Source organism: Jiangella asiatica, from assembly GCF_004349065.1.
GTDB classification, from domain to species: Bacteria; Actinomycetota; Actinomycetes; order Jiangellales; family Jiangellaceae; genus Jiangella; species Jiangella asiatica.
Genome location: NZ_SMKZ01000050.1, coordinates 26,445 through 49,971 on the forward strand (window position 1 = coordinate 26,445; position 23,527 = coordinate 49,971).

Sequence of the window (23,527 nt, forward strand, 5' to 3'; positions counted from 1 at the left end):
CGGGCGGGGCCGCGGAGAACCTGCTCACCCCGTAGCCCAGCACCGCCAGGGGTCAGCGGGGCTGCGCGAGCCGCTCCACCGCGGCCAGGGGAATGGGCAGCCAGCTGGGCCGGCGCCGGGCCTCGTACACCACCTCGTACACGGCCTTGTCGGCCTCGTACGCGGTGAGCAGATCCAGATCGCCGCGCGGATCGGTGGCCGACGCCGAGGCGTAGCCGTTGCAGAACGCCTCGCTGTTGCGCTGGGTCCACTCCTGCGCGCGGTAGACGATCTGGTCGTGCGCCGGATCCTCCGGCGGGTGGTCGGTGATCAGCAGGTGCCGGGCGGCGTAGTCGAACGAGCGCAACATCTGGGCGACGTCGCGCAGCGGCGAGTGCGGTGCCCGGCGCTCCTCGGCGCTGGCCAGCACCTCGCCCTCGAAGTCGACCAGCTTCCAGCCGACGACGGTGCGCAGTACCTGCCCCAGGTGGTAACTGCCATGGATGCGCTGGACCGGCACCGCCTCGGTGCGGTCGCGCAGGACGTCGAAATGGGCCCGCAGGCCAGCGGCGAACGGCTCGAGCTCGGGCACGATGACGACGGCGGCGTCCAGCCGGCGGTTCATCGCCGCGCTGAGCGCGGCGAGGTCGGCCGGGGACATGGTGCCCGTGGGCAGCACCTCGGCTAGGGTCTCGTGCACCCGGGCGGTGGACATGCCCAGCCGGTAGGACTCCGCCGCGAAGTCGCCGCCGACCTCGTCGGCGTGCAGGTCACCCTCGGCGTAGAGGTCGCGGACGCTCGCCGTGGCCAGTGCCCAGCCGTCGGATGCTGTGGTGAGGTAGCCGCGCAGCATGGCGAGGTTCGCCGTCCGCTCGGAGCCGTCCTGGGGGTCCTGCCAGGTGCCGTCGACCCAGCCCTCCAGCGGCGCCACGAGGTCGCAGCCGGCGTCGGTGAGCGCCTCGTGGATCTCCACGTCGGGATTGCGGCCGGGCTCGATGCGGCGGAAGACCTTGAGCATGGACGCGTCACCGTAGGCGAGACTGGTGTTGTGGTGCTCGCCGGGCATGACCAGCGACGGCTGGCCGAGCGGGACGGTGGCCCCCTTCTGCACGTGGAACGTGAGGCCGTCCGCCACCGGCGCACCGTCGGCGAAGTGGCTCAGCAGGATCGCGGTGGCGTCCTTGTCGTGCAACGCGTCGTAGACGTGGCCCTCGCTGGTGCGGCCCAGGTGCACGTGGTCAAGGCGGTCGGCGCGGTGCGGGTGCACCGAGATCGGGACCTGGTAGATCTGAACGCCCTCGGCGTGCCGGACCTCGGCAAGCACGTGCCACAGCCGCGGCTCGGACTCGTGCAGAAGGGTCGCGAAGACCGCCCGCGCCTCGATCGGCCCGGTGCGGCTGCCGGTGAACCAGTGTTGATGGCGCAGCCACTCCGGCAGCAGCGCGACCGCTTCGGCGAGGCCCGCATCGATCCTCACGGCATCGTCTCCTCCGGCAGCTTGGCCAACCGGAACCAGTAGAAGCCGTGCGAGCCGAGCGTCAGCAGGTACGGCAGTTCGCCGATCGCGGGGAACCGCACGCTGCCGATGAGCTCCACCGGTTGCATGCCTTCGAACCGGCGCAGGTCGAGCTCGACCGGCTGCGGGAAGCGGGACAGGTTGTTGACGCACAGCACGACGTCGTCACCGAACGCTCGCACGTAGGTCAACACGGTCGGGTTGGACCCGCCGAGGTCGACGAAGTCGCCCAGCCCGAAGGCCGGGTTCTGCTTGCGCACCTCGATCATCCGCTGGGTCCAGTGCAGCAGCGACGACTTGTTCGCCATCTGCGCCTCGACGTTGGTGACCTGGTATCCGTAGACGGCGTCCATGACCACCGGGAGGTCGAGCCGGCCCGGGTCGGCGGTGGAGAAGCCGGCGTTGCGGTCCGGCGTCCAGTGCATGGGCGTGCGGACGGAGTCGCGGTCGCCGAGCCAGATGTTGTCACCCATGCCGATCTCGTCGCCGTAGTACAGGACCGGAGAGCCCGGCAGCGACAACAGCAGCGCGTTGAACAGCTTGACCTGGTTCATGTCGTTCTCGAGCAGCGGCGCGAGGCGGCGGCGGATGCCGAGGTTGGCCTTCATCCGCGGGTCCTTCGCGTACTCCGACCACATGTAGTCGCGCTCTTCGTCGGAGACCATCTCCAGCGTCAGCTCGTCGTGGTTGCGCAGGAACACGCCCCACTGGCAGCCGGCCGGGATCTGCGGCGTCTGCGCCATGATCTCGCTGATCGGGTAGCGCGACTCGCGCCGCACGGCCATGAAGATCCGTGGCATGACGGGGAAGTGGAAAGCCATGTGGCACTCGTCGCCGCCGACGTCGGGGTCGCCGAAGTACTCCACGACGTCGCTGGGCCACTGGTTGGCCTCGCACAGCAGCACGGTGTCGGGGAACTCGTCGTCCATCACCTTGCGCACCTTCTTCAGGAAGGCGTGTGTCTCGGCCAGGCTCTCGCCGTCGGTGCCCTCCCGCTCGTACAGGTACGTGACGGCGTCGAGGCGGAACCCGTCGACGCCCAGGCGCAGCCAGAACCGCACGACGTCGAGCATCGCCTCGTGCACGGCCGGGTTCTCGTAGTTGAGGTCCGGTTGGTGGCTGAAGAAGCGATGCCAGTAGTACTGCTTGCGCACCGGGTCGAACGCCCAGTTCGACGTCTCGGTGTCGTTGAAGATGATGCGCGCTTCGGGGTAGCCGGTGTCGTCGTCGGCCCATACATAGAAATCACCGTAGGCGCCGTCGGGATCTTCGCGGGAGGCCTGAAACCACGCGTGCTGGTCACTGGTGTGGTTCATCACCAGGTCGGTCATGACCCGCATGCCGCGGCTGTGCGCCTCGGCGACGAAGACGGAGAAGTCCTCGAGCGTGCCGAACTCGGGCGCGACGTCCATGTAGGCGGCGACGTCGTAGCCGCCGTCGCGCAGCGGGGAGGGGAAGAACGGCGGCAGCCAGAGGCAGTCGACCCCGAGCCATTTCAGGTAGTCCAGCTTCTGGATCAGGCCCTGGAGGTCGCCGACGCCGTCGCCCTGGGAGTCGTAGAACGACCGCACCAGGACCTCGTAGAAGACGGCTCGCTTGAACCACTCGGGGTCGGTGCCCCGAGCCGGCAGCGCCCAATCGGGCCGCTCGGCGAGTACCGCCTGCGAGGGCGATTCGCTCATGACCGACACCATTCGATGGTAAGAGGGCCAGCGTCGGTCGTCCCAGTGCCGGGTTGCGCCGGGAGGAACACGGGCGCGGTCGAGTCGGTGAGCACGTCCTGACCTCTCGTGAACGTGTGCGTCTTGTCGGATTGCGGGGTGGTGCGGCGGCGGGATCCACCATGCCCGGACGCCCGGTGGGGCGGATCAGGGGTCGTGCTGAACGATCAACGCGATTCGGTGATCTGTGCAACGTGCAGATTACGCAGACGTTTCCGGGCGGGGTGTGCCCGGCGAATAATATTCATGCGCGTCAGCCGTGCGCCAAGCACTTCGCGCGTGTCATCGGCGACACTCGAGGCTCCGGTCGGCGTCAAGGCTCTGACCTGCTGTAACGGGGGAGTCTGAGGCACGGTGTTCGCTATGGGAGAGCACCCTGGCGAGTGCGGTGTCGGTCGTATTTCTTCCCATTCTCCACAGCACACCGGGACCTTCGCAAATAGGGCGCCGACGGAACCCGCAAACGTGGTTCAGCTCACGTTCTCGGGCCGGGACGTGGGCACGGTTCCGGCCGTGCTGTCGGGGTCCCGGCTCCGCTGCGCCTCGTGATCATCAACGATCCGCTACATCACCAGGGTGTGTGTTGCTTCACCAGGCTTGTAGGCATGGTGAGGCGCGAGAACGCCTGGTGATGTACCGGATCGTTGGCGATCAAAGGGAGTCGAGGATCTCGCGCATGCGGGCGATCTCCGCGGACTGCGTGGCGTTGACGTCGGTGGCCATCTCGACCGCCGTCTGGTCGGTGCCGCCGGCAACCTCGGCATCGGCCATCTCCAGGGCGCCGGCGTGGTGCTGGCTCATGTAGGTGAGGAACAGCTCGTCGAACTCGGCACCGGAGGCGTCGCGCAGCTGCTCGAGCTGGAACGGCGTGATCATGCCGGGCAGGTCGCCGTGGTCGTGGCCGTCGGTCTCGGCGGGGACCGGCAGGTCGCGTTGGGTGAGCCAAGCCTCCAGCGCCAGGATCTCCGGCGACTGGCCGGCCGCGATGCGGTCGGCGACCAGGAGCACCCGCTCGTCCTCGGCGCGTTCTGGTGCCAGCTGGGCCATCGCGACCGCCTGCCGGTGGTGCGGGATCATCTGCTCGACGAAGCGTACGTCGGTCTCGCTGTACCCGCCCTCGATGATCTCGAACGACTCACCCGGTTCGATGACCTCGGCGGTCTCGCCCGGGCGGCCGGGCACGATGACGCGGGCGTCGGACGTCGCCGTCGAGGTGGAGGGGGCCACGCCGCGGTCCGCGGAGTCGTCCGATCCGCCGCAGCCGGTCATGACGGCGAGGGCGGTGGCGGCGGCGAACGCGGCGCCCGCGGCCGGACCGGGGACGCGGGGAGCAGCCCGTCGAGACCTCGCCATCGTTCCTCCTCGCCCCGGCGTCGCAAGCCGGACGGATCATGACATCGCGACGATACACAGAAGTTTCGACGAGAAACGCGGAAAGTGTAGCCACGACCCTTTCGCACCGTTATTGTCACCTTTGACCATGATCGGGTCAGTCCCAGCGATCCCTGCGAGGTGCCCATGACCGGACATCGTTGGAGAAGGCGAGCGGCGGGCATGACTATCGCCGTCGTCGCGACCGGTGGCCTGGCCATCGGATCGATCGGGACATCGGCGGCCGACGACGGCGAGCTGCGCGGCACCGGCTCCGAAGAGAGCGCGGAGTGCGCTGAGGCGCTCGCCGACGCCGTCGAGGGTCTTGGGGACAACTTCGAGGAGAATTGCCTCACCGAAGAGGAACTGGACGAGGTCACCGACGCCCCGGCCGCGTCGAGCATCCTCCCGCCCGACGAGGTCGCCAGTTCGCCGAACATCAGCCTGGTGTCGAACCTCCCCAAGGAAGGGCCGTTCACGCCCGCCAACGCGCTCAACTCCGACCTGGCTTTCCAGGGCAAGTACGCGTTCGCCGGCAACTACAACGGGTTCACGGTCTACGACCTGCACAACCCCCGCAAGCCGGAGGTCGCGGCCCAGGTGCTCTGCCCCGGCTCGCAGAACGACGTCACCGTCTACGGCGACCTGCTCTTCCTCTCCACCGACTCGCGGTGGACCGACGACTCCTGCAGTGCCGAGGGACCGCTCAGTGCGGAAGAGGCCGCGGAGTTGGATGACTACTGGGAGGGCATGAAGATCTTCAGCATCGAGGACCCGACGAACCCCGAGTACATCGGTGCCGTCGAGACCAAGTGCGGCTCGCACACGCACACGCTGGTGCCCGGCGACGACAGCGTCTACATCTACGTCTCGTCCTACGACACCAACTCGCTGCTGTCGAACTGCCAGCCGCCGCACGACCTGATCTCGATCATCGACGTGCCACTGGACGACCCCGCGGCGGCATACGTCGCTGCCGAGCCGGTGCTGTTCCCGGACGCGGGCAACCAGGGCTCCAACACCCGCGGCTGCCACGACATCACCGCCTACCCGCACCTCGGGCTGGCCGCCGGTGCGTGCATGGGTGACGGCGTCGTGTTCGACATCTCCGACCCGTTGAACCCGACCGTCCTGGACCAGGTGCGCGACGCGAACTTCGCGTTCTGGCACTCGGCGACGTTCAACAACGAGGGCACGTCGATCATCTTCACCGACGAGCTCGGTGGCGGCAGCGGCCCGACTTGCAACCCGACCGTCGGACCGAACCGTGGCGCCAACGCCATCTACACGTGGGACGGCGACTCGATGGAGTTCGCGTCCTACTACAAGATCCCGCGCGAGCAGGCGGACACGGAGAACTGCGTGGCGCACAATGGCTCGCTGATCCCGGTGCCGGGCAAGGACATCTTCGTCCAGGCGTGGTACCAGGGCGGCATCTCGGTCTTCGACTTCACCGACCCGTACAACCCGACCGAGATCGCGTGGTACGACCGGGGTGCGTGGACGGGTGAGTCGATCGCCGGCGCGTGGTCCACGTACTACTACAACGGCTACATCTACTCCAACGAGATCCAGCGCGGCCTCGACGTGTTCAACCTGCGCGACCCGCTGGTGGCACCGGCCAAGGGGGTCCGGTACGACGAGCTGAACGTCCAGACCCAGCCCGTCTACTGATTGATCACATCGACGATGGGCGCTCCCGCTTCACGCATACGTGGAGCGGGAGTTCGCCGGTCGGAGTGCGTCGCCGTCCGCTCGCCGGCGAGTAAGCGTCCTGTAACAGTCATTGGCTACCGTGGTCGCCGTGCGCGCGATCCGACGACTCATGGTCCGTACCGTCCTGCCCGAGCCCCTCGCGGCGCTGGGCGATCTGGTCACGAACCTGCGCTGGTCCTGGCACCAGCCGACCCAGGAACTCTTCTCCGCCGTCGACCCCGGGCTGTGGGACGAGGTGGGTCACGACCCCGTCCGGCTGCTCGGTGAGGTCACCCCCGAACGGCTGGCCGAACTCGCGGCCGACCCGGCGTTCCTGGGGCTGGTCCGCGCCACCCACGACGACCTGCAGAACTACCTGACCGAGGCGCGCTGGTACCAGGACGCCGACGGGCGCGCCCCGGCCGGCATCGCCTACTTCTCCCCGGAGTTCGGCATCACCCACGTGCTGCCGCAGTACTCCGGCGGCCTGGGCATCCTCGCCGGTGACCATCTCAAGGCAGCCAGCGACCTCGGCGTCCCGATCATCGGGGTCGGCCTGCTGTACCGGCACGGCTACTTCGTGCAGTCGCTCTCGCGCGAGGGCTGGCAGCAGGAGCGGTACCCCGTCGTCGACCCCGACAACCTCCCGCTGGTGCGGCTGCGCGAACAGGACAGCCGGCCGGCACAGATCACCGTCGGCATGCCGGGCGGGCGCACCCTCACCGCCGCCATCTGGCTGGCGCACGTGGGCCGGGTGCCGCTGCTCCTGCTCGACTCCTACATCGAGGACAACGGCCCGGCCGAGCGCGAGGTCACCGACCGGCTCTACGGCGGCAGCCGCGAGCACCGGCTGCTGCAGGAGATGCTGCTGGGAGTCGGCGGCGTCCGCGCGGTCAGGGCGTACTGCCGGATCACCGGCACCCCGGCGCCGGAGGTCTTCCACACCAACGAGGGCCACGCCGGCTTCCTCGGGCTGGAGCGCATCCGTGAGCTGGTCGAGGAGCGAGGGCTGACCTACGAGGCCGCCCTGGAGTTCACCCGGGCCGGCACGGTCTTCACGACGCACACGCCGGTGCCTGCCGGCATCGACCGGTTCCCCGTCGACCTCGTCCAGCGCTACTTCGGCGGCGACAACGCCAGCGGCGGCCTGCCGATCGAGCAGATCCTCGCGCTGGGCGGCGAGGACTACGAGGGCGGCGACCCGGCCGTGTTCAACATGGCCGTCATGGGGCTGCGGCTGGCGGCTCGCGCCAACGGAGTCAGCACGTTGCATGGCGAGGTCAGCCGCGGCATGTTCGCCGGGCTGTGGCCGTCGTTCGACGAGCGCGAGGTGCCGATCGGCTCGATCACCAACGGCGTCCACGCGCCGACCTGGGTGGCGCCGGAGTTCCTGCGGCTGGAGGAGAAGGCGATCGCCGGCGGCGGGTGGAAGTCGGCCACCACCACGGTCTCCGATCGCGACATCTGGACCACGAAGCGGCAGCTGCGCGAGCGGCTGGTCGACGGCGCCCGGGCCCGGCTGCGCGCGTCCTGGGAGGGCCGCGGCGCCAGCGAGGCCGAGCTGGGCTGGATCGACGACGCCCTCGACCCGGACATCCTGACCGTCGGTTTCGCCCGCCGGGTCCCGTCCTACAAGCGGCTCACCCTCATGCTGCGCGACCCGGACCGGCTCAAGGCACTGCTGTTGCACCCGGAGCGGCCGGTCCAGATCGTCATCGCCGGCAAGGCCCATCCCGCCGACGACGGCGGCAAGCGGCTCATCCAGGAGATGGTGCGCTTCGCGGACGACCCCGAGGTGCGCCACCGCATCGTGTTCCTCCCCGACTACGGCATCGGGATGGCGCAGGAGCTGTACCCGGGCTGCGACGTGTGGCTCAACAACCCGCTGCGGCCCTACGAGGCCTGCGGTACGTCGGGCATGAAGGCCGCGCTCAACGCCGGGCTCAACCTGTCCATCCGCGACGGCTGGTGGGACGAGTGGTTCGACGGCACCAACGGCTGGGACATCCCCTCCGCCGAGGGCGTGGCCGACCCCGACCACCGCGACGACCTCGAGGCCACCGCGATGTACGAGCTGTTCGAGAACGAGGTCGCGCCGCGCTTCTACGACGTCGATGCCGACGACATCCCGCGCCGCTGGGTCGAGATGCTGCGGCACACGCTGACCTCGCTCGGCCCCAGGGTGCAGGCCACCCGAATGGTCCGCGAGTATGTCGACCAGCTCTACCGGCCCGCGGCGGTGTCCAGCCGCGCGCTCAACGCCGACTTCCACGGCGCCGCGTCGCTCGCGGACTGGAAGGAGCGGGTGCGCGAGGCCTGGCCCCAGGTCGGCGTCGACCACGTCGAGAGCACCACCGTCGACACCTTCGAGCGCGGCCAGACGCTGCGGCTGCACGCGTTCGTGTCGCTCGGGCCGCTCACCCCCGGCGACGTCGACGTCCAGGTGGTGCACGGCCCGGTCGACGACAACGACACCCTGCGCGAGCCCGCCGCCACCGCGATGGCGGTCAGCGAGGAGTACGGCGACGGCCGGTGCCGCTTCGACGGTGAGGTGCACCTGGATCGCACCGGAGCGTTCGGCTACACCGTGCGCATCGTCCCGCGCCACGAGCTGCTCGGTGACGGCGCTGAGCTCGGTCTGGCCGCACTGCCCGGGTGACGCGCCTGATGGCGGGGTGGAGCGGCGGGCGGGGCTCAGTAGTCGTAGTCGAAGTCGGAATCGGAGCTGTCATCCGGCGACGAGCCGCCGGAGGTCCCGCCCTCGACGGTGACGGCGTGCCACACGAAGTGAGTGCCCTGGAAGTCGTCCTCGAAGCCGTCGCCGATGAACGAGCCGGGGCCGGTGTCTTCGGCGAACGTGTACAGCGGGCTGCCGTCCAGCGTCAGCTGCTGCGAGCCGTCCGGGCGGTCGATGACGGCGAACTCGCCGTCGACGCCCTCGACCTCCGTGGGCAGCTCGTCGTCAGTGGGTGCCAGCGGCGGCCAGAACTCGGCGCAGCCGTCGACGCAGCGGATCGTGCCGTCGTCCTCGGCCTCGGTGGTGTACAAGGTGTTGCCCTCGGCGTCGACGAGCACGGTGCCGAAGCCGTCGATCTCGGCGGTGCCGACGGGGCCGTCCGTCGTGGAACCCTCGGCGCCCGCGGCGGTGTCGCCGCCGCCGTCAGCGCTGCCGCCGTCGTCGTCGTTCCCACATGCGGCCAGCGTCAGCACGAGGGCGGCGGCCCCGCCGAGCAACCCGCGGCGGAGACCGGCTGAAAGAGAAGTGTTCATGCCAGTTTTACGGACGTACCGGCCCTCGGGATTGCCGCCGCGCGTCGCCGCAGGTCAGCGAGCAGATCAGCCGGCGGGTCAGCCTACGACGCGGAGCAGCAGGCAGCTGCGGTCGGTGAGCGTGACGGTGGTGCCCGCCGGGTGGTCGCCCTGAAGCGCCTCGGCGGTGTCGAGGATGACCTCGTACGACGACGCCCAGATGCCGGCGGGCAGCGTCACGTCGAGCGGCTCGGGACCGGCGTGCAGCCACACCAGGAACGACTCGTCGACGATGCGCTCGCCGCGCACCCCGCGGGACCGGATGCCTTCGCCGTTGAGGTACATGCCCAGGGTGCGCAGCGACCCGTCGTGCCACTCCGCGTCGGTCATCTCGCGGCCGGACGGAGCGAACCAGGCGATGTCCTTGCGGCCGCCCTCGACCACCGGGACGCCCTCGAAGAACCGGCGCTGCCGGACCACCGGGTGCTGGCGGCGGAACCGCAGCAACCGCTGGGCCAGCCTCAGCAGCTCCGGGTACTGCTCGGGCAGCGACCAGTCCATCCAGCTGATCTCGTTGTCCTGGCAGTATGCGTTGTTGTTGCCGCGCTGGGTGCGGCCCATCTCGTCGCCGGAGAGCAGCATGGGCACGCCCGTGGACAGCAGCATGGTGGCGAGCAGGTTGCGGATCTGGCGCAGCCGCAGCTCGCGGATGGCGGGGTCGCCGTCCGCCTCGATGCCCTCGGCGCCGTGGTTCCAGGAGCGGTTGTCGTCGGTGCCGTCGCGGTTGTCCTCGCCGTTGGCCTCGTTGTGCTTGTGGTCGTAGGAGACCAGGTCGCGCATGGTGAAGCCGTCGTGGGCGGTGACGAAGTTGATGGACGCGTAGGGCCGGCGGCGGTCGTCGGCATAGAGATCGGACGACCCGGACAGCCGGTAGGCGAGGTCGCGGACCCCGGGTGCGGCGCCGCGCCAGTGGTCGCGCACGGCGTTGCGGTACTTGTCGTTCCACTCCGTCCACAGGTGCGGGAACTCGCCGACCTGGTAGCCGCCGGGGCCGACGTCCCACGGCTCGGCGATGAGCTTCACCTCCCGCAGCACCGGGTCCTGCCCGATGACCGTCATGAACGAGCCGAGCATGTCGACGTCGTGCATGGACCGGGCCAGCGCCGAGGCGAGGTCGAACCGGAAGCCGTCGACTCGCATCTCGCCCACCCAGTACCGCAGGGAGTCCATGACCAGGCCGAGGCCCGCCGGGTGGGCCACCCGGAAGGTGTTGCCGGTGCCGGTGTAGTCGAGGTATTGGGACGGGTCGGCGGGGTCGACGTGGTAGTACGCATCGTTGGCGATGCCGCGGAAGGACAGCATGGGGCCGCCGTCGCCCTGCTCGGCCGTGTGGTTGTAGACGACGTCGAGGATGACCTCGAGCCCGGCCTCGTGTAGCGCCCGCACCATGCCCTTGAACTCGGTGACCTGCTGGCCGCGCGCGCCGGACGAGGCGTAGGCGTTGTGCGGTGCGAAGAACGCGAGGGTGTTGTAGCCCCAGTAGTTTAGCGACCCGCGGTGCAGGAAGTCCGGCTCGCTGACGAACTGGTGCACGGGCATCAGCTCGACCGTGGTGATGCCGAGGTCGGTGAGGTACTCGACCGCCGCGGGATGGCCCAGCCCGGCGTAGGTGCCGCGCAGCTCGGCCGGGATGTCGGGGTGGCGCATGGTGAAGCCGCGGACGTGGGTCTCGTACAGGACGGTCTCGGCCCACGGCACCCGCGGCGCGGCGTCGCCCCGCCAGTCGAACGGCTCGGGGTCGACGACCACCGACTTGGGGACGTACGGCGCGGAGTCGGCGTTGCCGCGGACGGCGTGGTCGCCGCCCTCGTCCATGGATGGGCGGTCGTGCCCGAACACCGCCGGATGCGCGACCAGCTCGCCGTCGACCGCCCGGGCATACGGGTCGACCAGCAGCTTGGCGGGGTTGAAGCGCTGCCCCTTCGCGGGGTCCCAGGGGCCGTGAACGCGGAACCCGTACCGTTGCCCGGCACGCACCCCCGGAACCGCACCGTGCCGGACGTCGAACGTGCGGTTGGGCAGGACGTGCCTGGTCTCGGTGTCGTCCTCGGCGAACAGGCACACCTCGACCTGCTCGGCGTCGGGCGCCCAGAGCGCGAAGTTGGTCGCCTCAGGGTGGTACGTGGCACCGAGCGGGCTCCAGTGACCGGGCCAGGGAGTCGAGTCGTTCACGCGGGGCATTGTTGCTCATGTGACCGACAACGACCTCTTTGGGCAGGTCGCGGGGGTGTCTGCGGGCGGCGTGCACGGTACGGTGCTCAAGATGAGCGATCCAGATCCCGTGCGGCTGGAGGTCGCCGACGGCGTCGGCACCATCCGGCTGGACCGTCCCCCGATGAACGCCCTCGATGCCTCGATGCAGGACGCGCTGCTGGCGGCCGCGACCCAGGCGGGGGAGCGCCGCGACGTGCGCGCCGTCGTCGTCCACGGCGGCGAGAAGGTCTTCGCCGCCGGCGCCGACATCAAGGAGATGGCCGGCTGGTCCTACACCGACATGGTCGACCGGTCGGTGGCGCTGCAGGCGGCGTTCACCGCGGTCGCGCGCATCCCGAAGCCCACGGTGGCGGCGGTGACGGGCTACGCGCTGGGCGGCGGCTGCGAGCTGGCGCTCGCCTGCGACCTGCGCTTCGCCGCGGCCGACGCCAAGCTGGGCCAGCCGGAGATCCTGCTCGGGCTCATCCCGGGCGCCGGCGGCACCCAGCGGCTGTCCCGGCTGGTCGGGCCCTCGCGGGCCAAGGACCTCATCTACACCGGCCGCATGATCGACGCGTCCGAGGCCTTCGACATCGGACTGGTCGACCGGGTGGTGGCGGACGCGGCCGGCGTCTACGCCGTCGCGGTGGAGTGGGCGGCGCGGTTCGCGTCCGGGCCGGCGTACGCGCTGCGCGCGGCCAAGGAGGCCATCGACCGCGGGCTGTCGGCCGACCTCGACACCGGCCTTGAGATCGAGCGGCAGCAGTTCGCCGGGCTGTTCGCCACCGAGGACCGCACCATCGGGATGCGGTCGTTCATGGAGGACGGGCCCGGCAAGGCCCGCTTCGAAGGACGCTGAGTGGGCGGTCGGGAGGAGCCGGCGGAGGACGGCGGCCGGCCGCCGGCGTCGGCGGAGGACGTCGAGCGGGCCTGGAACGACACCAAGCTCGCCCAGGTGCTCTACCACGACTGGGAAGCCGGCAGCTACGACGACAAGTGGTCCATCTCGTTCGACGAGCGCTGCATCTCCTACGCCCGTGACCGGTTCAGCGCCGTCGCCGGGACGGACGGCTGGCCGTACCGCCGGGCCCTGGAAGTCGGCGCCGGCACCGGGTTCTTCTCGCTCAACCTGCGCCAAGCCGGGGTGCTGTCAGACGTCACGGTCACCGACATCTCACCCGGCATGGTCGAGGCGGCCCGGCGCAACGCCTCGCAGCTCGGGTTCGAAATCGCCGGTGAGGTCGCCGACGCCGAAGGGCTGCCGTTCGACGACGCCAGCTTCGACGTCGTCGTCGGGCACGCCGTCATCCACCACATTCCCGACGTTGAGCTGGCCTTCCGCGAGATGCTGCGGGTGCTGCGGCCCGGCGGCCGGGTCGTCGTCTGCGGCGAGCCGACGCGCTACGGCGACAAGGTGGCGCGGGCACTGTCGCGAGCCACCTGGTGGGCGACCACACGGGTCACCCGGCTGTCGGCGCTGTCTGGCTGGGCCCGGCCGCAGGAGGAGCTGGACGCGTCGTCGCGCGCCGCCGCCCTCGAAGCCGTCGTCGACCTGCACACGTTCGACCCGGGCGAGCTGACCGCGTTGGTCGGACGAGCCGGGTTCGACGACGTCTACGCGGTCACCGAGGAGCTGACGGCGGCGTGGTTCGGCTGGCCGGTGCGCACGTTCGAGCACGCCGTCAACCCCGAGCGGCTCGGCTGGGGCTGGGCGATGTTCGCGTACAACAGCTGGCTGCGGCTGTCCGCCGCGGACCGCCTGCTCGCCCGCGTCGTTCCTCGCGAGCTTTTCTACAACCTCTCCGTCAGCGCCGTCCGCCCGGAATGATCACGTTCAGCACGAGATCTCGTGTCGCACCATGCTCGTAGGCCTGGTGATGCGCGGGAACGCCTGGTGATGTGTCCGGTGCTGTCGCGACGGCGTCAGGCCGCAGCGGTCCTGCCGAGCTCGGCGGGCAGCCGGGCCGGTGCCGGGCGCAGCGGCAGCCGGGTCGCGTCGTAGCCGGCCGCCTGCTCGATGTCGACGGCGCCCAGGCGGGAGAGTGCGCGGCGGAACCAGCCGTCGCCGGGCAGGCAGGCGGCGTACACCTCGCCGTAGCCGACCAGGCGCGCCATCGCGACCAGGTGGTGCAGCAGGATCGTGCCGAGCCCGCGCCCCTGCCAGGCGTCCTCGACGAGGACGGCGAGCTCGCCGGCGTCGTAGGCGTCGCGGCCGAGGTTGGCCAGCGCGACGATCGCGTGGTTGGGTGCCTCGGCCACCAGCGCGATGTCCGTGCCGAGGAGCTGCGAGAGGAACCGACCGGTCATGGGCGGGACGGAGTGATAGCGGTGGTGCACGGTCTCGGTGGAGCAGCGCACGTGCATCGCGCTGACGTCACCGGCGTCGCGCGGCAGTGTGGTGCGGATGGTGACCGCTCGCTTGTCGCGGAGCGCGGTGGTGACGCCCGAGCCGGCGAACAGGTGGGCCGAATCGGCGAGTCGCGTCGTCTTCATGGGCACCAGGCTCCGCCGGGACTGTTTCCGCGTGATCTCGTGCCCGTAACGGGCCGATCAGCGCCTCGGGCCGATGCCTTACGGTGGCGGCTGTGTTCGGCCGACGTCGCGACCCCCGCCAGGTGCGTTACGTCACGCCCGCGCACCTGCGCTGGGTGATCCGGCACCGGGCCTGGACGCCGTGGTATCTGGTCCGCTACGCGCGGCTGGCGCGGCTGCGGCTGCTGCATCCCGAGGTGGTCACCGAGGGCATGGTGTTCCTGGGGCGACGGGTCACGGTCATGGGCCGCCCGGGGTACGGCCGCGTGGTGCTGGGCCGATGGGTACACGTCGGCGACCAGACGCGGCTGTGCGCACACGAGGGGACGCTGCGGGTCGGCGACAAGGTGGTGTTCGGCCGCGACTCCACCGTCACCTGCTACCTCGACGTCGAGATCGGCGCGCGCACTCTGATAGCCGACTGGGTGTACGTCACCGACTTCGACCACCGATTCGACGACCTCACGGCGGCCATCAAGGATCAGGGAATCGTCAAGGAGCCGGTGCGCATCGGTCCGGACTGCTGGCTGGGCGTCAAGGTGAGCGTGCTGCGCGGCACCGTCGTGGGACGCGGCTGCGTGCTCGCGGCGCATGCCGTCGTCCGCGGCGAGCTGCCGGACTCCGTCGTCGCCGGTGGTGTTCCGGCACGAATACTGAAACGTCGGATGCCTGGCTCGGGTACCTAGCCTCTTTTACCTGAAAAGGTCTCCACAGATTGTCCGAATGGAGTCAATGGCGCCGCGCGTTCTATCGCGCTGTGCCGGAATCGCGACCTATCACGGACTTCGATTGCATTTCGCTTGGGTACCCAAGTAAATAATTCAATTCTCTAGGTCAAGCGGTTAGTCATGTGCGTAGCATCGCACCCGTCCGCAATCACCCTCACATCTCGCGCGGGACGACATCCTGGCGATCTGCCAGGTAGCGCGAAACGGCACATCCCCTACAAGAGGAGAAGGGCATGGCAGACACGGCAGCACATCGCCGTCGGCGCCGAGTAGCGGGTTCGCTTCTTGCCGCCGGGCTGGCTCCGATCATCGCAGTCGGCGCGTGGTTGATCCCCGCCTCGGCGGCAGAAGGTGACGAATCCCGCGCGGCGGCGCGCTTCGTCGACGGGGAGGTGCTGGGGATCGACCTCGACACCGTCGCCGAACTGGCCGGCGTCGAGGTGGAGAACCTCGGCACGCCGGAGCCCGTCACCGACGCCAACCCGCTGGACCTGACCGCGCTCGGCGCGATCAACGTCGAGATCCCCGGTGGCGTCCAGCTCCCGCTGAGCGACGTCCTGCAGCTGGGTGCGGTGAACCAGTGGGCCTCCGCCGAGGACGGCGGCGCATCTCACGCCGCGACCGGCGCGGTGGCCGACAACGGCGGCGTCGGGACCGGGGCCGAGGCAGGCTTCCCCGGCAACGCGACGTTCAACCTCACTGACCTGGTCGGCGAGGCGCTGACCGATCTGATCGCCGACCTCCAGCTGGAGCTCGGCGCCATCTCTTCCGAGGCGCACCTCGCGGCGACCGACAGCGCGTTCGAGGTGACCCGCGACTACGAGATCGCCGGCGGCCAGCTGCGGCTCACCGTCCCGCTGCTCGCCGACCTCGGACCGCAGATCGAGGACCTCGTCGGCACCGTCGACGAGACCGTCAACGGCCTGGTCGGGCCCGAAGGCGCGGTCACCGGCGCGGTCCAGACGCTGGACTCGCTGCTCAGCCTGCTCGAGGTGATCGGCGCCGAGGAAGTCACCGTCGCCACGACCCTGGAGGCCGACCTGCAGGGCGCGGTGCAAGAGTTCCTCGCCACCCCGCTCGGCGAAGGCACCGGCGTCGAGCTCAACCTCGCCGAGGGCACGCTGGTCATCGACCTGGACACGCTGCTCGGCGGCCTGAACGACCAGGCGCCCAACACGCAGGTGCTGAGCAACGCCGTCGTCGACCAGCTCGCCACCACGATCGGCCAGCTGCTCGACACGCTGGTCCAGGACCTGGTGACGACGATCGAGAGCGCGCTGCAGTCGGCGACGCTCAACCTCACGATCCAGGCGACGGTGACCGACCCGCTGCTGGGCGTCGAGCTCGGCACGCTGGACCTGACGCTCAACGACACGCTCGGCAACATCATCGCCGGCGAGGCGGAGATCGTCGACAACAGCTCCGGCGTCGTGCCTGCCCTGATCGCGCCGCTCCTCGCGCCACTGCTGGAGACGCTGATCGACACGGTCGGCGGCGTGCTCGACGAGACCCTGTTCGGTGAGGCCGGCGCGGTCGCGACCCTGGGCGAGACCGCGGCCGGCCTGGTGGGCGGCTTGACCGATGCACTGACGCCGGTCGGGGAGCTGTTGGCGTCGATCCTGTCGATCAAGCTCAACGTCCAGCCGGACCAGCCCGACGCGCCCGTCGGTGAGTCGGCCGCCCGCGCCAGCGACGGCCCGTACAGCGTGGCCGCGATCGAGGTCGCCGTGCTGCCGGACTCGCCGGCCGCGGTCCTCACCCTCGCGCAGTCGACGGTCGGCCCTAACACCGCTGGTGACGATGGCACTGAGGTGGACGGGACCGAGGTGGACGGCACTGAGGTGGACGGCACTGAGGTGGACGGCACTGAGGTGGACGGCACTGAGGTGGACGGCACTGAGGTGGACGGCACTGAGGTGGACGGCACTGAGGTGGACGGCACTGAGGTGGACGGGACCGAGGTGGACGGCACTGAGGTGGACGGCACTGAGGTGGACGGGACCGAGGTGGACGGCACCGAGGTGGACGGGACCGAGGTGGACGGGACCGAGGTGGACGGGACCGAGGTGGACGGGACCGAGGTGGACGGGACCGAGGTGGACGGGACCGAGGTGGACGGGACCGAGGTGGACGGGACCGAGGTGGACGGGACCGAGGTGGACGGGACCGAGGTGGACGGGACCGAGGTGGACGGGACCGAGGTGGACGGGACCGAGGTGGACGGGACCGAGGTGGACGGCACCGAGACCGACGGCGTCGAAACCGACGGTGTGGAGGTCGGCGGAGAGATCCCGCGGCCGGACGCACGGGCCGGCCGATGACGATCCGGACGCCTCGGACGACCGCGCGAGGGATGGCGAGACGCTTCCCGATACCGGCGGCGACTCCAACCAGCTGATCATCCTCGGGCTCGGCAATGATGCTCGCCGGCGGCATCGCGGCCTACGCCGTGAGCCGCAAGGGCGGAGTGAACCAGGGCTGATCCAAGGCTCTGCCGGCGGCCGCGCATCCGTCATCGGGTGAGCGGTCGCCGGCATTGTTCGCTGGCACCCGCAGGAATGCATGCTTACCCTGCGCTGGCTATCACCCGAATGGCTGAACTGTCATCCGCTCAATGTCGCGACGGCATCGACATAGGGCCGAAAAATACGTCGCCGCAAAGGCTCGCGCGTGTCGTGCCAACGTAACAATTCGGTCACGAGAAGTGACCGCACGGTTTAGACCAGTGGTTCTGGCCCGTACCGGCGCGAGGTCACCTTTGTCCAGATTTGTCGAGCGAAGGACGCCCACCTATCTCCCTATATGCCCGAAATGCGCCACCTGAGCTGTCCGACCCCTTCGACACTGTTTGCGATAAAGGGTTGGTAGAGGCGTTTCGAGGCTTAGTGACCGGGCCGCGATGAATGGGCGGTGGATGGCGTCGGGGCCAAATTCACCAAGTACGAGACACGTCCTCGGAGCGGTTGTAGGTTCATGATCACGCTCCGCGGGCCAAGGCACATCTGATGGCTGCGGAGGAGCCCGCCATGTAAATGCCAAGAGGAGAAGGCATGCCTGCAACACCTGTATTGCGCCGGCGTCGTGCAGCGACAACGCTGCTCGTAGCCGGACTCGCCCCCGTCTTCGCTGTGGGCGCGTGGCTGACGCCCGCCGCAGCGGCCGAGGGTGACGAATCGCGCTCTGGTGCGCGGTTCCTGGACGGCGTTGTCCTGGGCACCGACCTGGACGAGATCGCCGAGCTGGCCGGTGTCGAGGTGGAGAACCTCGGTGAGTCCGCACCGGTCACGGAGGCCAACCCGCTGGATGTCACGCTGCTCGACTCGATCAACGTCAACGTCGAGGGCGGTGTTCAGCTCCCGCTGAGCGACATCATCAAGCTCGGTGCGGTCAACCAGTGGGCCACTGCTGAGGACGGCGCCACGTCGCACGCGGCCACCGGCGCCGTCGCCGACAACGGTGGAGTCGGGACCGGCGTCGACGCCGACTTCCCGGGCAACGCCACGTTCGACCTGACCGACTTGCTCGGCGATGGGGTCACGGACACCATCGCCGACGTCGAGCTCGAGCTCGGCGCGGTGTCGTCCGAGGCGCACCTGCAGCCGGCCGGCGACGACTTCGAGGTCACCCGTGACTACGAGATCGCCGGTGGCAAGCTGACCGTGACGGTCCCGCTGCTCGAGGGCCTGGACCTCACCCTGGGCGACGACGCCGCCGTCTGGATCGAGGACGGCGCCGTCGTCATCGACCTGAGCGCGCTGTTCGAGAGCCTGAACGACCTGCCGCCGAACACGGAGCTGATCGGCGAGGGCCTGTTCGACATCCTCGACTCCGTGCTCACCGAGCTGCTCGGTGACGTGGGTGGCGAGGTGGGCGACCTGCTGGGTGACCTGGGTGTCGACGGTCTCGTCGACGACCTGAGCTCGGCGCTGGCCGACCTGCTGTCGGTCAAGGTCAACGTCCAGCCGGACCAGGCCGACGCCTCCGCGGCAACGCCGGCCGTCGCTCGCAACGCCAACGACGTGCAGGCCGCTTCCACGTCCGAGACCTACAGCGTCGCGGCCGTGCAGGTCACCGTCCTGGGTGGCCTGGACAACGGCGGCGTCGAGGTGACGCTGGCCGAGTCGCACGTCGGCCCGAACACGGCCGACGACGGCGAGGAGACCGAGGTCGACGGCACCGAGACCGAGGTCGACGGCACTGAGGTCGACGGGACCGAGGTCGACGGCACTGAGGTCGACGGCACTGAGGTCGACGGCACTGAGGTCGACGGCACCGAGGTCGACGGCACTGAGGTCGACGGGACCGAGGTCGACGGCACTGAGGTCGACGGCACCGAGGTCGACGGCACTGAGGTCGACGGGACCGAGGTCGACGGCACTGAGGTCGACGGCACCGAGACCGAGGTCGACGGCACCGAGACGGACGGCGAGGCTGACGCCGGGGGCACGGACGACGGCGGCGAGCTGCCCGACACCGGTGCCGGCTCGAGCCAGCTGCTGATCCTGGGCCTGGGCCTGATGCTCGCCGGTGGGATCGCGGCGTACGCCGTGACCCGTCGTCGTGGCCTCGTGCAGGAGTAACAACGCATAACGCCCGATCACCGGTGGGTCCGCGTCCATGCCAGGGCGCGGACCCACCGGATCGGCGTTTCCGGATCACGGCCGCACAGCGGCCCCAGAGCACGACCAACGCACCGGTCGGTCAGGCGGTCGGCCGGGCACCGAGCACGAGAGTGCACGTACGACGAGGGCAGGGCACGATGCAGGACACACGGCCGGACAACCAGCGCCCGGTGTGGATCAAGGTCGTCGCCGGGATGCTGGGCGGGTTGCTGTGCGCCCATCTGCTGGCGACGGCGGTGTTCGTCGGTCCGGCGAACGCGGCCAAGGAGACGCTTGGCGCGTCGCTCACCGACTACATGGAGCCGTACTTCCAGCAGGAGTGGAGCCTCTTCGCGCCCACGCCCATCAGCGTCGGGTACTCGCTGCACGTCCGCGGCTGGTACGACGCGGAGACCCCGACCGACTGGGTCGACGTGACCGAGGTCGAGGTCGAGGGCAACATCCTGCACAGCCTGGCGCCGTCGCGCGCGGGCATCGTCACGCGTCGGCTGGCCGGCAACATGCGCAAGCAGTACAACGACCTCACCGTCGAGGAACGCGCCGTGCTCGCCGGCGACTACCACGAGAACGCTTGGCCTCGCATGGAGGAGGCGATGCTCGCGGCCGACGAGCACAGCTCCGACGCGCGCATCTCCTACGTGCTGCGGCTCGACCGCGCTATGGCCGCCTACGCGACGCAGTTCGCCTGGGCCTGGTGGGGTCGCGACGCCGGCATCGAGTACGTGGAGTTCCAGATCGTCGAGACCCGCGCCCCGCGGTTCGACGAGCGTGACTCCGACCCGTCGGTCACCACCCGCGAGTTCGGGCGCCGGCCGCTGTACCAGTACGAGGGCCAGGACTCCGAGGCTTTCGCCGAGGCGATCGAGAGGTTCCGTTCGTGATCGGGCCGGCCGTCGACCGGGGGCTGGAGGCCGCCGCGGTGCAGGTCGCCAAGGGTGAGGAGTGGCTGCTCGGAGCGCGGCGCGCCACCTACGGCGTCGCGGCCGTACGCATCATCTTCGGCCTGGCGGGCATCTGGTTCCTGCTGGCCAACTGGAGCAACCGGCACTACCTGTGGGGCGACGCCGGCCAGTGGATGTCGCCGCTGGCCCGCAACGGTGGCTTCGGCTGGCCGTTCACGCTGTTCGAGGGCGGCGGCAGCCAGACAGAGGTGACGGTCAAGCTGCTGGTCGTGCTCGCCCTGGCGGTCGCGTTCACGCTGGGCTGGCGCACCCGGATCGTCGCGCCGCTGCTGCTGGTCTGCTGGGTCAGCCTGATCGAGTCGAACCCGCTCTACGGCGACCAGAGCGACAACATCTTCCGCATCCTGCTCATCTACCTGTGCTTCGCCGACCTGTCCGGACGGTGGTCGCTGGACGCCCGGCGCCGGGCACGCCGCGCCGCCGGCACCGGCCGCCGGCTGCTGCCGTCGTCGCTCGGGCTCCCGTCGAACGTCCGGCGCAACATGGGCCTGTTCGGCACCCTGGTGCACAACCTCGCCGTCGTCGCCGTCGCCGCTCAGATCTGCATCATCTACGTGGCCTCGGCGCTCTACAAGGTGCAGGGGGAGTACTGGCAGGACGGCACCGCGGTCTACTACCCGATGCAGGTGGGGCAGTACCGGCCGTGGCCGTTCGTCAACGACCTGCTGTCGTCGAACCCGTTCGGCGTCCTCGTCGTCTCGTACTTCTCGGTCTTCATCCAGCTGTTCTTCCCGCTGATGCTGCTGCGCCGCACGACGCGCGTCATAGCCCTGCTCGGCGTGATCGGGATGCACATGGGGATCGCGGTCATCATGGGGCTGCCGTTCTTCTCGCTGTTCATCATGGCCGGCGACCAGATCTTCATCCGCGACGCCACCTACGCGGCCATCGCCGGGCGGTTCCGTGGCTGGCGGGACGACCGACGGCGACGGCGTCAGCCCACTCCCGACACGCCGGTGATCGTCAACGATCAGCGACCTCATAGTGTCGCCAACCGTTGACGATCACGGGCGAGGGGTTAGCCTGGCGGCCGTGTCGAGCGTCAACCCGCCACCGATCGCCAAGGGCGTCGCGTTCTTCCTCGTCGGCGTGGTGGCCATCCATATGGCCGTCACGTTCCTGTGGAACGCGCCGGACAACCCGATCAAGGACTCCGTCGGCGGCGAGGTCTCCGGGTACATGCGGCCGTTCTTCCAGCAGAACTGGAGCCTGTTCGCGCCGAACCCGGTGAACGCCGAGGACGAGCTGCTGGTCCGGGCGCAGGTCGCCGACCCGCAGACCGGCGAGCTGACCACCACCGACTGGGAGCGGCCGACCCTCATGGAGTGGACGCTCGTCCACCACAGCCCGGCGCCGTCGCGGGCCAGCCGCATCACGTCCAACCTGCACCGGCGCATCGACAGCGCCTGGGACGACCTCACCGACGAGCAGCAGGACATCGTCTCCGCCGACTACCAGGACATGTCCGACTGGGAGCCACTCGCCGACGACCTCATCGCCGCCCAGGGCGGCCAGACGTCGTCGCGGGTGGCCTCGATGGTCCGCGCCGACCGGGTCGCCACCGGCTACGCCTCGCAGTTCGCCCGGGCGACGTGGGGTGAGGACGTGGTGGCCGTGCAGTACCAGCTGCGCCGGACACCGGTGCCGCGCTGGAACGAGCGCATGGACCCGCCGGAGAACCCGTCGTTCACCACCCAGGAGTTCGGCTGGCGCCCCGTCCTCGTCGATGAGAACCAGGACGAGGACGCGTTCGCCGACGTCATCGAAGGGCTGACGAGCGGATGATCGGCGACGCGGCCCGCTACGTCGGCTGGGCCATCGGCCGGACCATCGACGCCGGCGAGCAGTGGCTGTTCGACGGCAAGAAGGCCACCTACGGCCTGGCGACCATGCGCATCCTGCTCGGGGTGGCGATCCTCGGCTCGCTGACCGTGAACTTCGCCGAGCGTCACTACGTGTGGGGCCCCGGCGCGCGGTGGCTGACGCCATGGCTGACCGTCGACGAGTACGGCTTCCCCTTCACCGCGGTGTTCAGCGAGAGCGACTCCACCACCGTCTTCACGCTCAAGTACCTCGTGCTGGCGGCGCTCGCGGTCGCGTTCACCCTCGGCTGGCGCACCCGCATCGTGACGCCGCTGTTGATGATCGGCGTGGCGAGCCTGATGCGGCTGAACCCGCTCGGCGACGACGCCGGCGACAACATCGTCCGCATCATGCTGCTGTACCTGTGCTTCGCCGACGTGTCCGGACGGTGGTCGCTCGACGCCCGCCGCCGGGAGCGCCCCGACCACCGGCCGCTGGTCCGCACGCCACCGTGGATGGGGGTGCTCTTCCACAACGTGGCGCTGATCGCCGTCGCCGCGCAGATCTTCATCGTCTACATGACGTCCGGGCTGTCGAAGGTCCAGGGCAGCATGTGGCAGGAGGGCGTCGGCCTCTACTACCCGCTGCAGATCGGCCAGTACGCGCCGTGGCCCGGCCTGAACGAGCTCGTGTACACCAGCGGGTTCTTCGTCACCGTCGGCAGCTACGTGACGGTGTTCGTGCAGGTGCTCTTCCCGCTGCTGCTGATGCGCCGCGGCACCCGGGTCTTGGCGCTGCTGGCCATCTTCACCATGCACATCGGCATCGCGATCACGATGGCGCTGCCCTGGTTCTCGCTGGCGATGATCGCTTCCGACGCCGTCTTCATCCGCGACGACACCTATCGCGCGCTGATCCGCTGGATACGCCGGTCCGGGCGGCGCCCGCCCGCGGCGTCTGCGTCGGAGGGGGAGTCGGTGTCGGCGGCGGAGAGACCGGCCGAGGCGCTGGGCTGACGGCCGGCGAACTGTTCTCAGAGGTCCCCGCGCACGCGCCGCCAGGCCTGCTGGACCGCGGCCGGCCGGCCGGCGAGGAC

The 23,527-nt window shown here is 69.8% G+C and carries 17 protein-coding genes; 11 read left to right on the forward strand and 6 right to left on the reverse strand.

From position 1 onward, the window contains the following. Positions 1–52 precede the first annotated feature (52 nt). From E1269_RS25575 to E1269_RS25585, 3 genes are all read right to left on the reverse strand, one after another. On the reverse strand, positions 53–1,456 hold the full coding sequence (locus E1269_RS25575) for a maltokinase N-terminal cap-like domain-containing protein (protein ID WP_203434069.1): 1,404 nt from the start codon (positions 1,454–1,456) through the stop codon (positions 53–55). After that, the gene (treS, locus tag E1269_RS25580; protein ID WP_131899903.1) at positions 1,453–3,177 is read right to left on the reverse strand and encodes a maltose alpha-D-glucosyltransferase; all 1,725 of its coding nucleotides are present in this window, start codon (positions 3,175–3,177) and stop codon (positions 1,453–1,455) included. The genes E1269_RS25575 and treS overlap by 4 nt, the downstream gene beginning before the upstream one ends. A gap of 690 nt (positions 3,178–3,867) precedes the next feature. After that, a complete protein-coding gene (locus E1269_RS25585; RefSeq protein ID WP_131899905.1) occupies positions 3,868–4,569 on the reverse strand; it encodes a DUF305 domain-containing protein in 702 nt (233 codons plus the stop codon). A gap of 201 nt (positions 4,570–4,770) precedes the next feature. Between E1269_RS25585 and E1269_RS25590 the strand changes: the two genes are divergently transcribed. Both E1269_RS25590 and glgP read left to right on the forward strand, forming a co-directional pair. Then, entirely contained in the window at positions 4,771–6,261 is a 1,491-nt protein-coding gene (locus E1269_RS25590; RefSeq protein WP_131899907.1) for an LVIVD repeat-containing protein, read from the forward strand. A 130-nt stretch (positions 6,262–6,391) separates the two neighbouring features. Then, complete coding sequence (glgP, locus tag E1269_RS25595) at positions 6,392–8,941, forward strand: alpha-glucan family phosphorylase (protein WP_131899909.1); 2,550 nt, start codon at positions 6,392–6,394, stop codon at positions 8,939–8,941. Between the two features lie 35 nt (positions 8,942–8,976). On the opposite strand, the gene E1269_RS25600 is transcribed toward glgP, so the two are convergent. Continuing rightward, entirely contained in the window at positions 8,977–9,552 is a 576-nt protein-coding gene (locus E1269_RS25600) for a COG4315 family predicted lipoprotein (RefSeq protein WP_131899911.1), read from the reverse strand. Between the two features lie 78 nt (positions 9,553–9,630). Continuing rightward, a complete protein-coding gene (gene glgX / locus E1269_RS25605; protein ID WP_239001027.1) occupies positions 9,631–11,763 on the reverse strand; it encodes a glycogen debranching protein GlgX in 2,133 nt (710 codons plus the stop codon). 91 nt (positions 11,764–11,854) lie between these two features. On the opposite strand from glgX, the gene E1269_RS25610 reads away from it, so the two are divergent. Together E1269_RS25610 and E1269_RS25615 are read left to right on the forward strand one after the other, a co-directional pair. Further along, positions 11,855–12,643, forward strand: coding sequence for an enoyl-CoA hydratase/isomerase family protein (locus tag E1269_RS25610; protein WP_131899915.1), 789 nt, complete (start codon positions 11,855–11,857; stop codon positions 12,641–12,643). Next, positions 12,644–13,612 carry a class I SAM-dependent methyltransferase gene (locus E1269_RS25615; RefSeq protein ID WP_131899917.1) on the forward strand — a complete coding sequence of 323 codons (969 nt, stop codon included), beginning with the start codon at positions 12,644–12,646 and terminating at the stop codon, positions 13,610–13,612. A gap of 95 nt (positions 13,613–13,707) precedes the next feature. On the opposite strand, the gene E1269_RS25620 is transcribed toward E1269_RS25615, so the two are convergent. Beyond that, on the reverse strand, positions 13,708–14,277 hold the full coding sequence (locus E1269_RS25620) for a GNAT family N-acetyltransferase (RefSeq protein ID WP_131899919.1): 570 nt from the start codon (positions 14,275–14,277) through the stop codon (positions 13,708–13,710). A 92-nt stretch (positions 14,278–14,369) separates the two neighbouring features. Between E1269_RS25620 and E1269_RS25625 the strand changes: the two genes are divergently transcribed. The 7 genes from E1269_RS25625 to E1269_RS25655 all read left to right on the forward strand — a co-directional run bounded on the left by E1269_RS25625 (position 14,370) and on the right by E1269_RS25655 (position 23,447). Next, on the forward strand, positions 14,370–15,002 hold the full coding sequence (locus E1269_RS25625; RefSeq protein ID WP_203434070.1) for an acyltransferase: 633 nt from the start codon (positions 14,370–14,372) through the stop codon (positions 15,000–15,002). A 275-nt stretch (positions 15,003–15,277) separates the two neighbouring features. Next, the gene (locus tag E1269_RS25630) at positions 15,278–17,365 is read left to right on the forward strand and encodes a choice-of-anchor G family protein (protein ID WP_131899923.1); all 2,088 of its coding nucleotides are present in this window, start codon (positions 15,278–15,280) and stop codon (positions 17,363–17,365) included. 729 nt (positions 17,366–18,094) lie between these two features. Further along, a complete protein-coding gene (locus tag E1269_RS25635) occupies positions 18,095–19,624 on the forward strand; it encodes a choice-of-anchor G family protein (protein ID WP_162606628.1) in 1,530 nt (509 codons plus the stop codon). 179 nt (positions 19,625–19,803) lie between these two features. Continuing rightward, a complete protein-coding gene (locus tag E1269_RS25640) occupies positions 19,804–20,547 on the forward strand; it encodes a DUF5819 family protein (protein ID WP_131899927.1) in 744 nt (247 codons plus the stop codon). Continuing rightward, positions 20,544–21,629 (forward strand): HTTM domain-containing protein, encoded by a 1,086-nt coding sequence (locus E1269_RS25645; RefSeq protein ID WP_131899929.1) that lies wholly within the window; start codon positions 20,544–20,546, stop codon positions 21,627–21,629. The genes E1269_RS25640 and E1269_RS25645 overlap by 4 nt, the downstream gene beginning before the upstream one ends. 31 nt (positions 21,630–21,660) lie before the next feature. Further along, positions 21,661–22,413, forward strand: a complete 753-nt coding sequence (locus E1269_RS25650; RefSeq protein ID WP_131899931.1) for a DUF5819 family protein — start codon at positions 21,661–21,663, stop codon at positions 22,411–22,413. Next, positions 22,410–23,447 (forward strand): HTTM domain-containing protein, encoded by a 1,038-nt coding sequence (locus E1269_RS25655; protein WP_131899933.1) that lies wholly within the window; start codon positions 22,410–22,412, stop codon positions 23,445–23,447. Before E1269_RS25650 ends, E1269_RS25655 begins: the two co-directional genes overlap by 4 nt. The last annotated feature ends 80 nt before the right edge of the window (positions 23,448–23,527 follow it).

Coding starts and splice junctions, on each gene's coding strand:
- treS (WP_131899903.1), bottom strand. CDS start 3,177: ATGAGCGAATCGCCCTCGCAGGCGGTACTCGCCGAGCGGCCCGATTGG.
- E1269_RS25585 (WP_131899905.1), bottom strand. CDS start 4,569: ATGGCGAGGTCTCGACGGGCTGCTCCCCGCGTCCCCGGTCCGGCCGCG.
- E1269_RS25590 (WP_131899907.1), top strand. CDS start 4,771: ATGACTATCGCCGTCGTCGCGACCGGTGGCCTGGCCATCGGATCGATC.
- E1269_RS25600 (WP_131899911.1), bottom strand. CDS start 9,552: ATGAACACTTCTCTTTCAGCCGGTCTCCGCCGCGGGTTGCTCGGCGGG.
- E1269_RS25610 (WP_131899915.1), top strand. CDS start 11,855: ATGAGCGATCCAGATCCCGTGCGGCTGGAGGTCGCCGACGGCGTCGGC.
- E1269_RS25620 (WP_131899919.1), bottom strand. CDS start 14,277: ATGAAGACGACGCGACTCGCCGATTCGGCCCACCTGTTCGCCGGCTCG.
- E1269_RS25630 (WP_131899923.1), top strand. CDS start 15,278: ATGGCAGACACGGCAGCACATCGCCGTCGGCGCCGAGTAGCGGGTTCG.
- E1269_RS25635 (WP_162606628.1), top strand. CDS start 18,095: ATGCCTGCAACACCTGTATTGCGCCGGCGTCGTGCAGCGACAACGCTG.
- E1269_RS25640 (WP_131899927.1), top strand. CDS start 19,804: ATGCAGGACACACGGCCGGACAACCAGCGCCCGGTGTGGATCAAGGTC.
- E1269_RS25655 (WP_131899933.1), top strand. CDS start 22,410: ATGATCGGCGACGCGGCCCGCTACGTCGGCTGGGCCATCGGCCGGACC.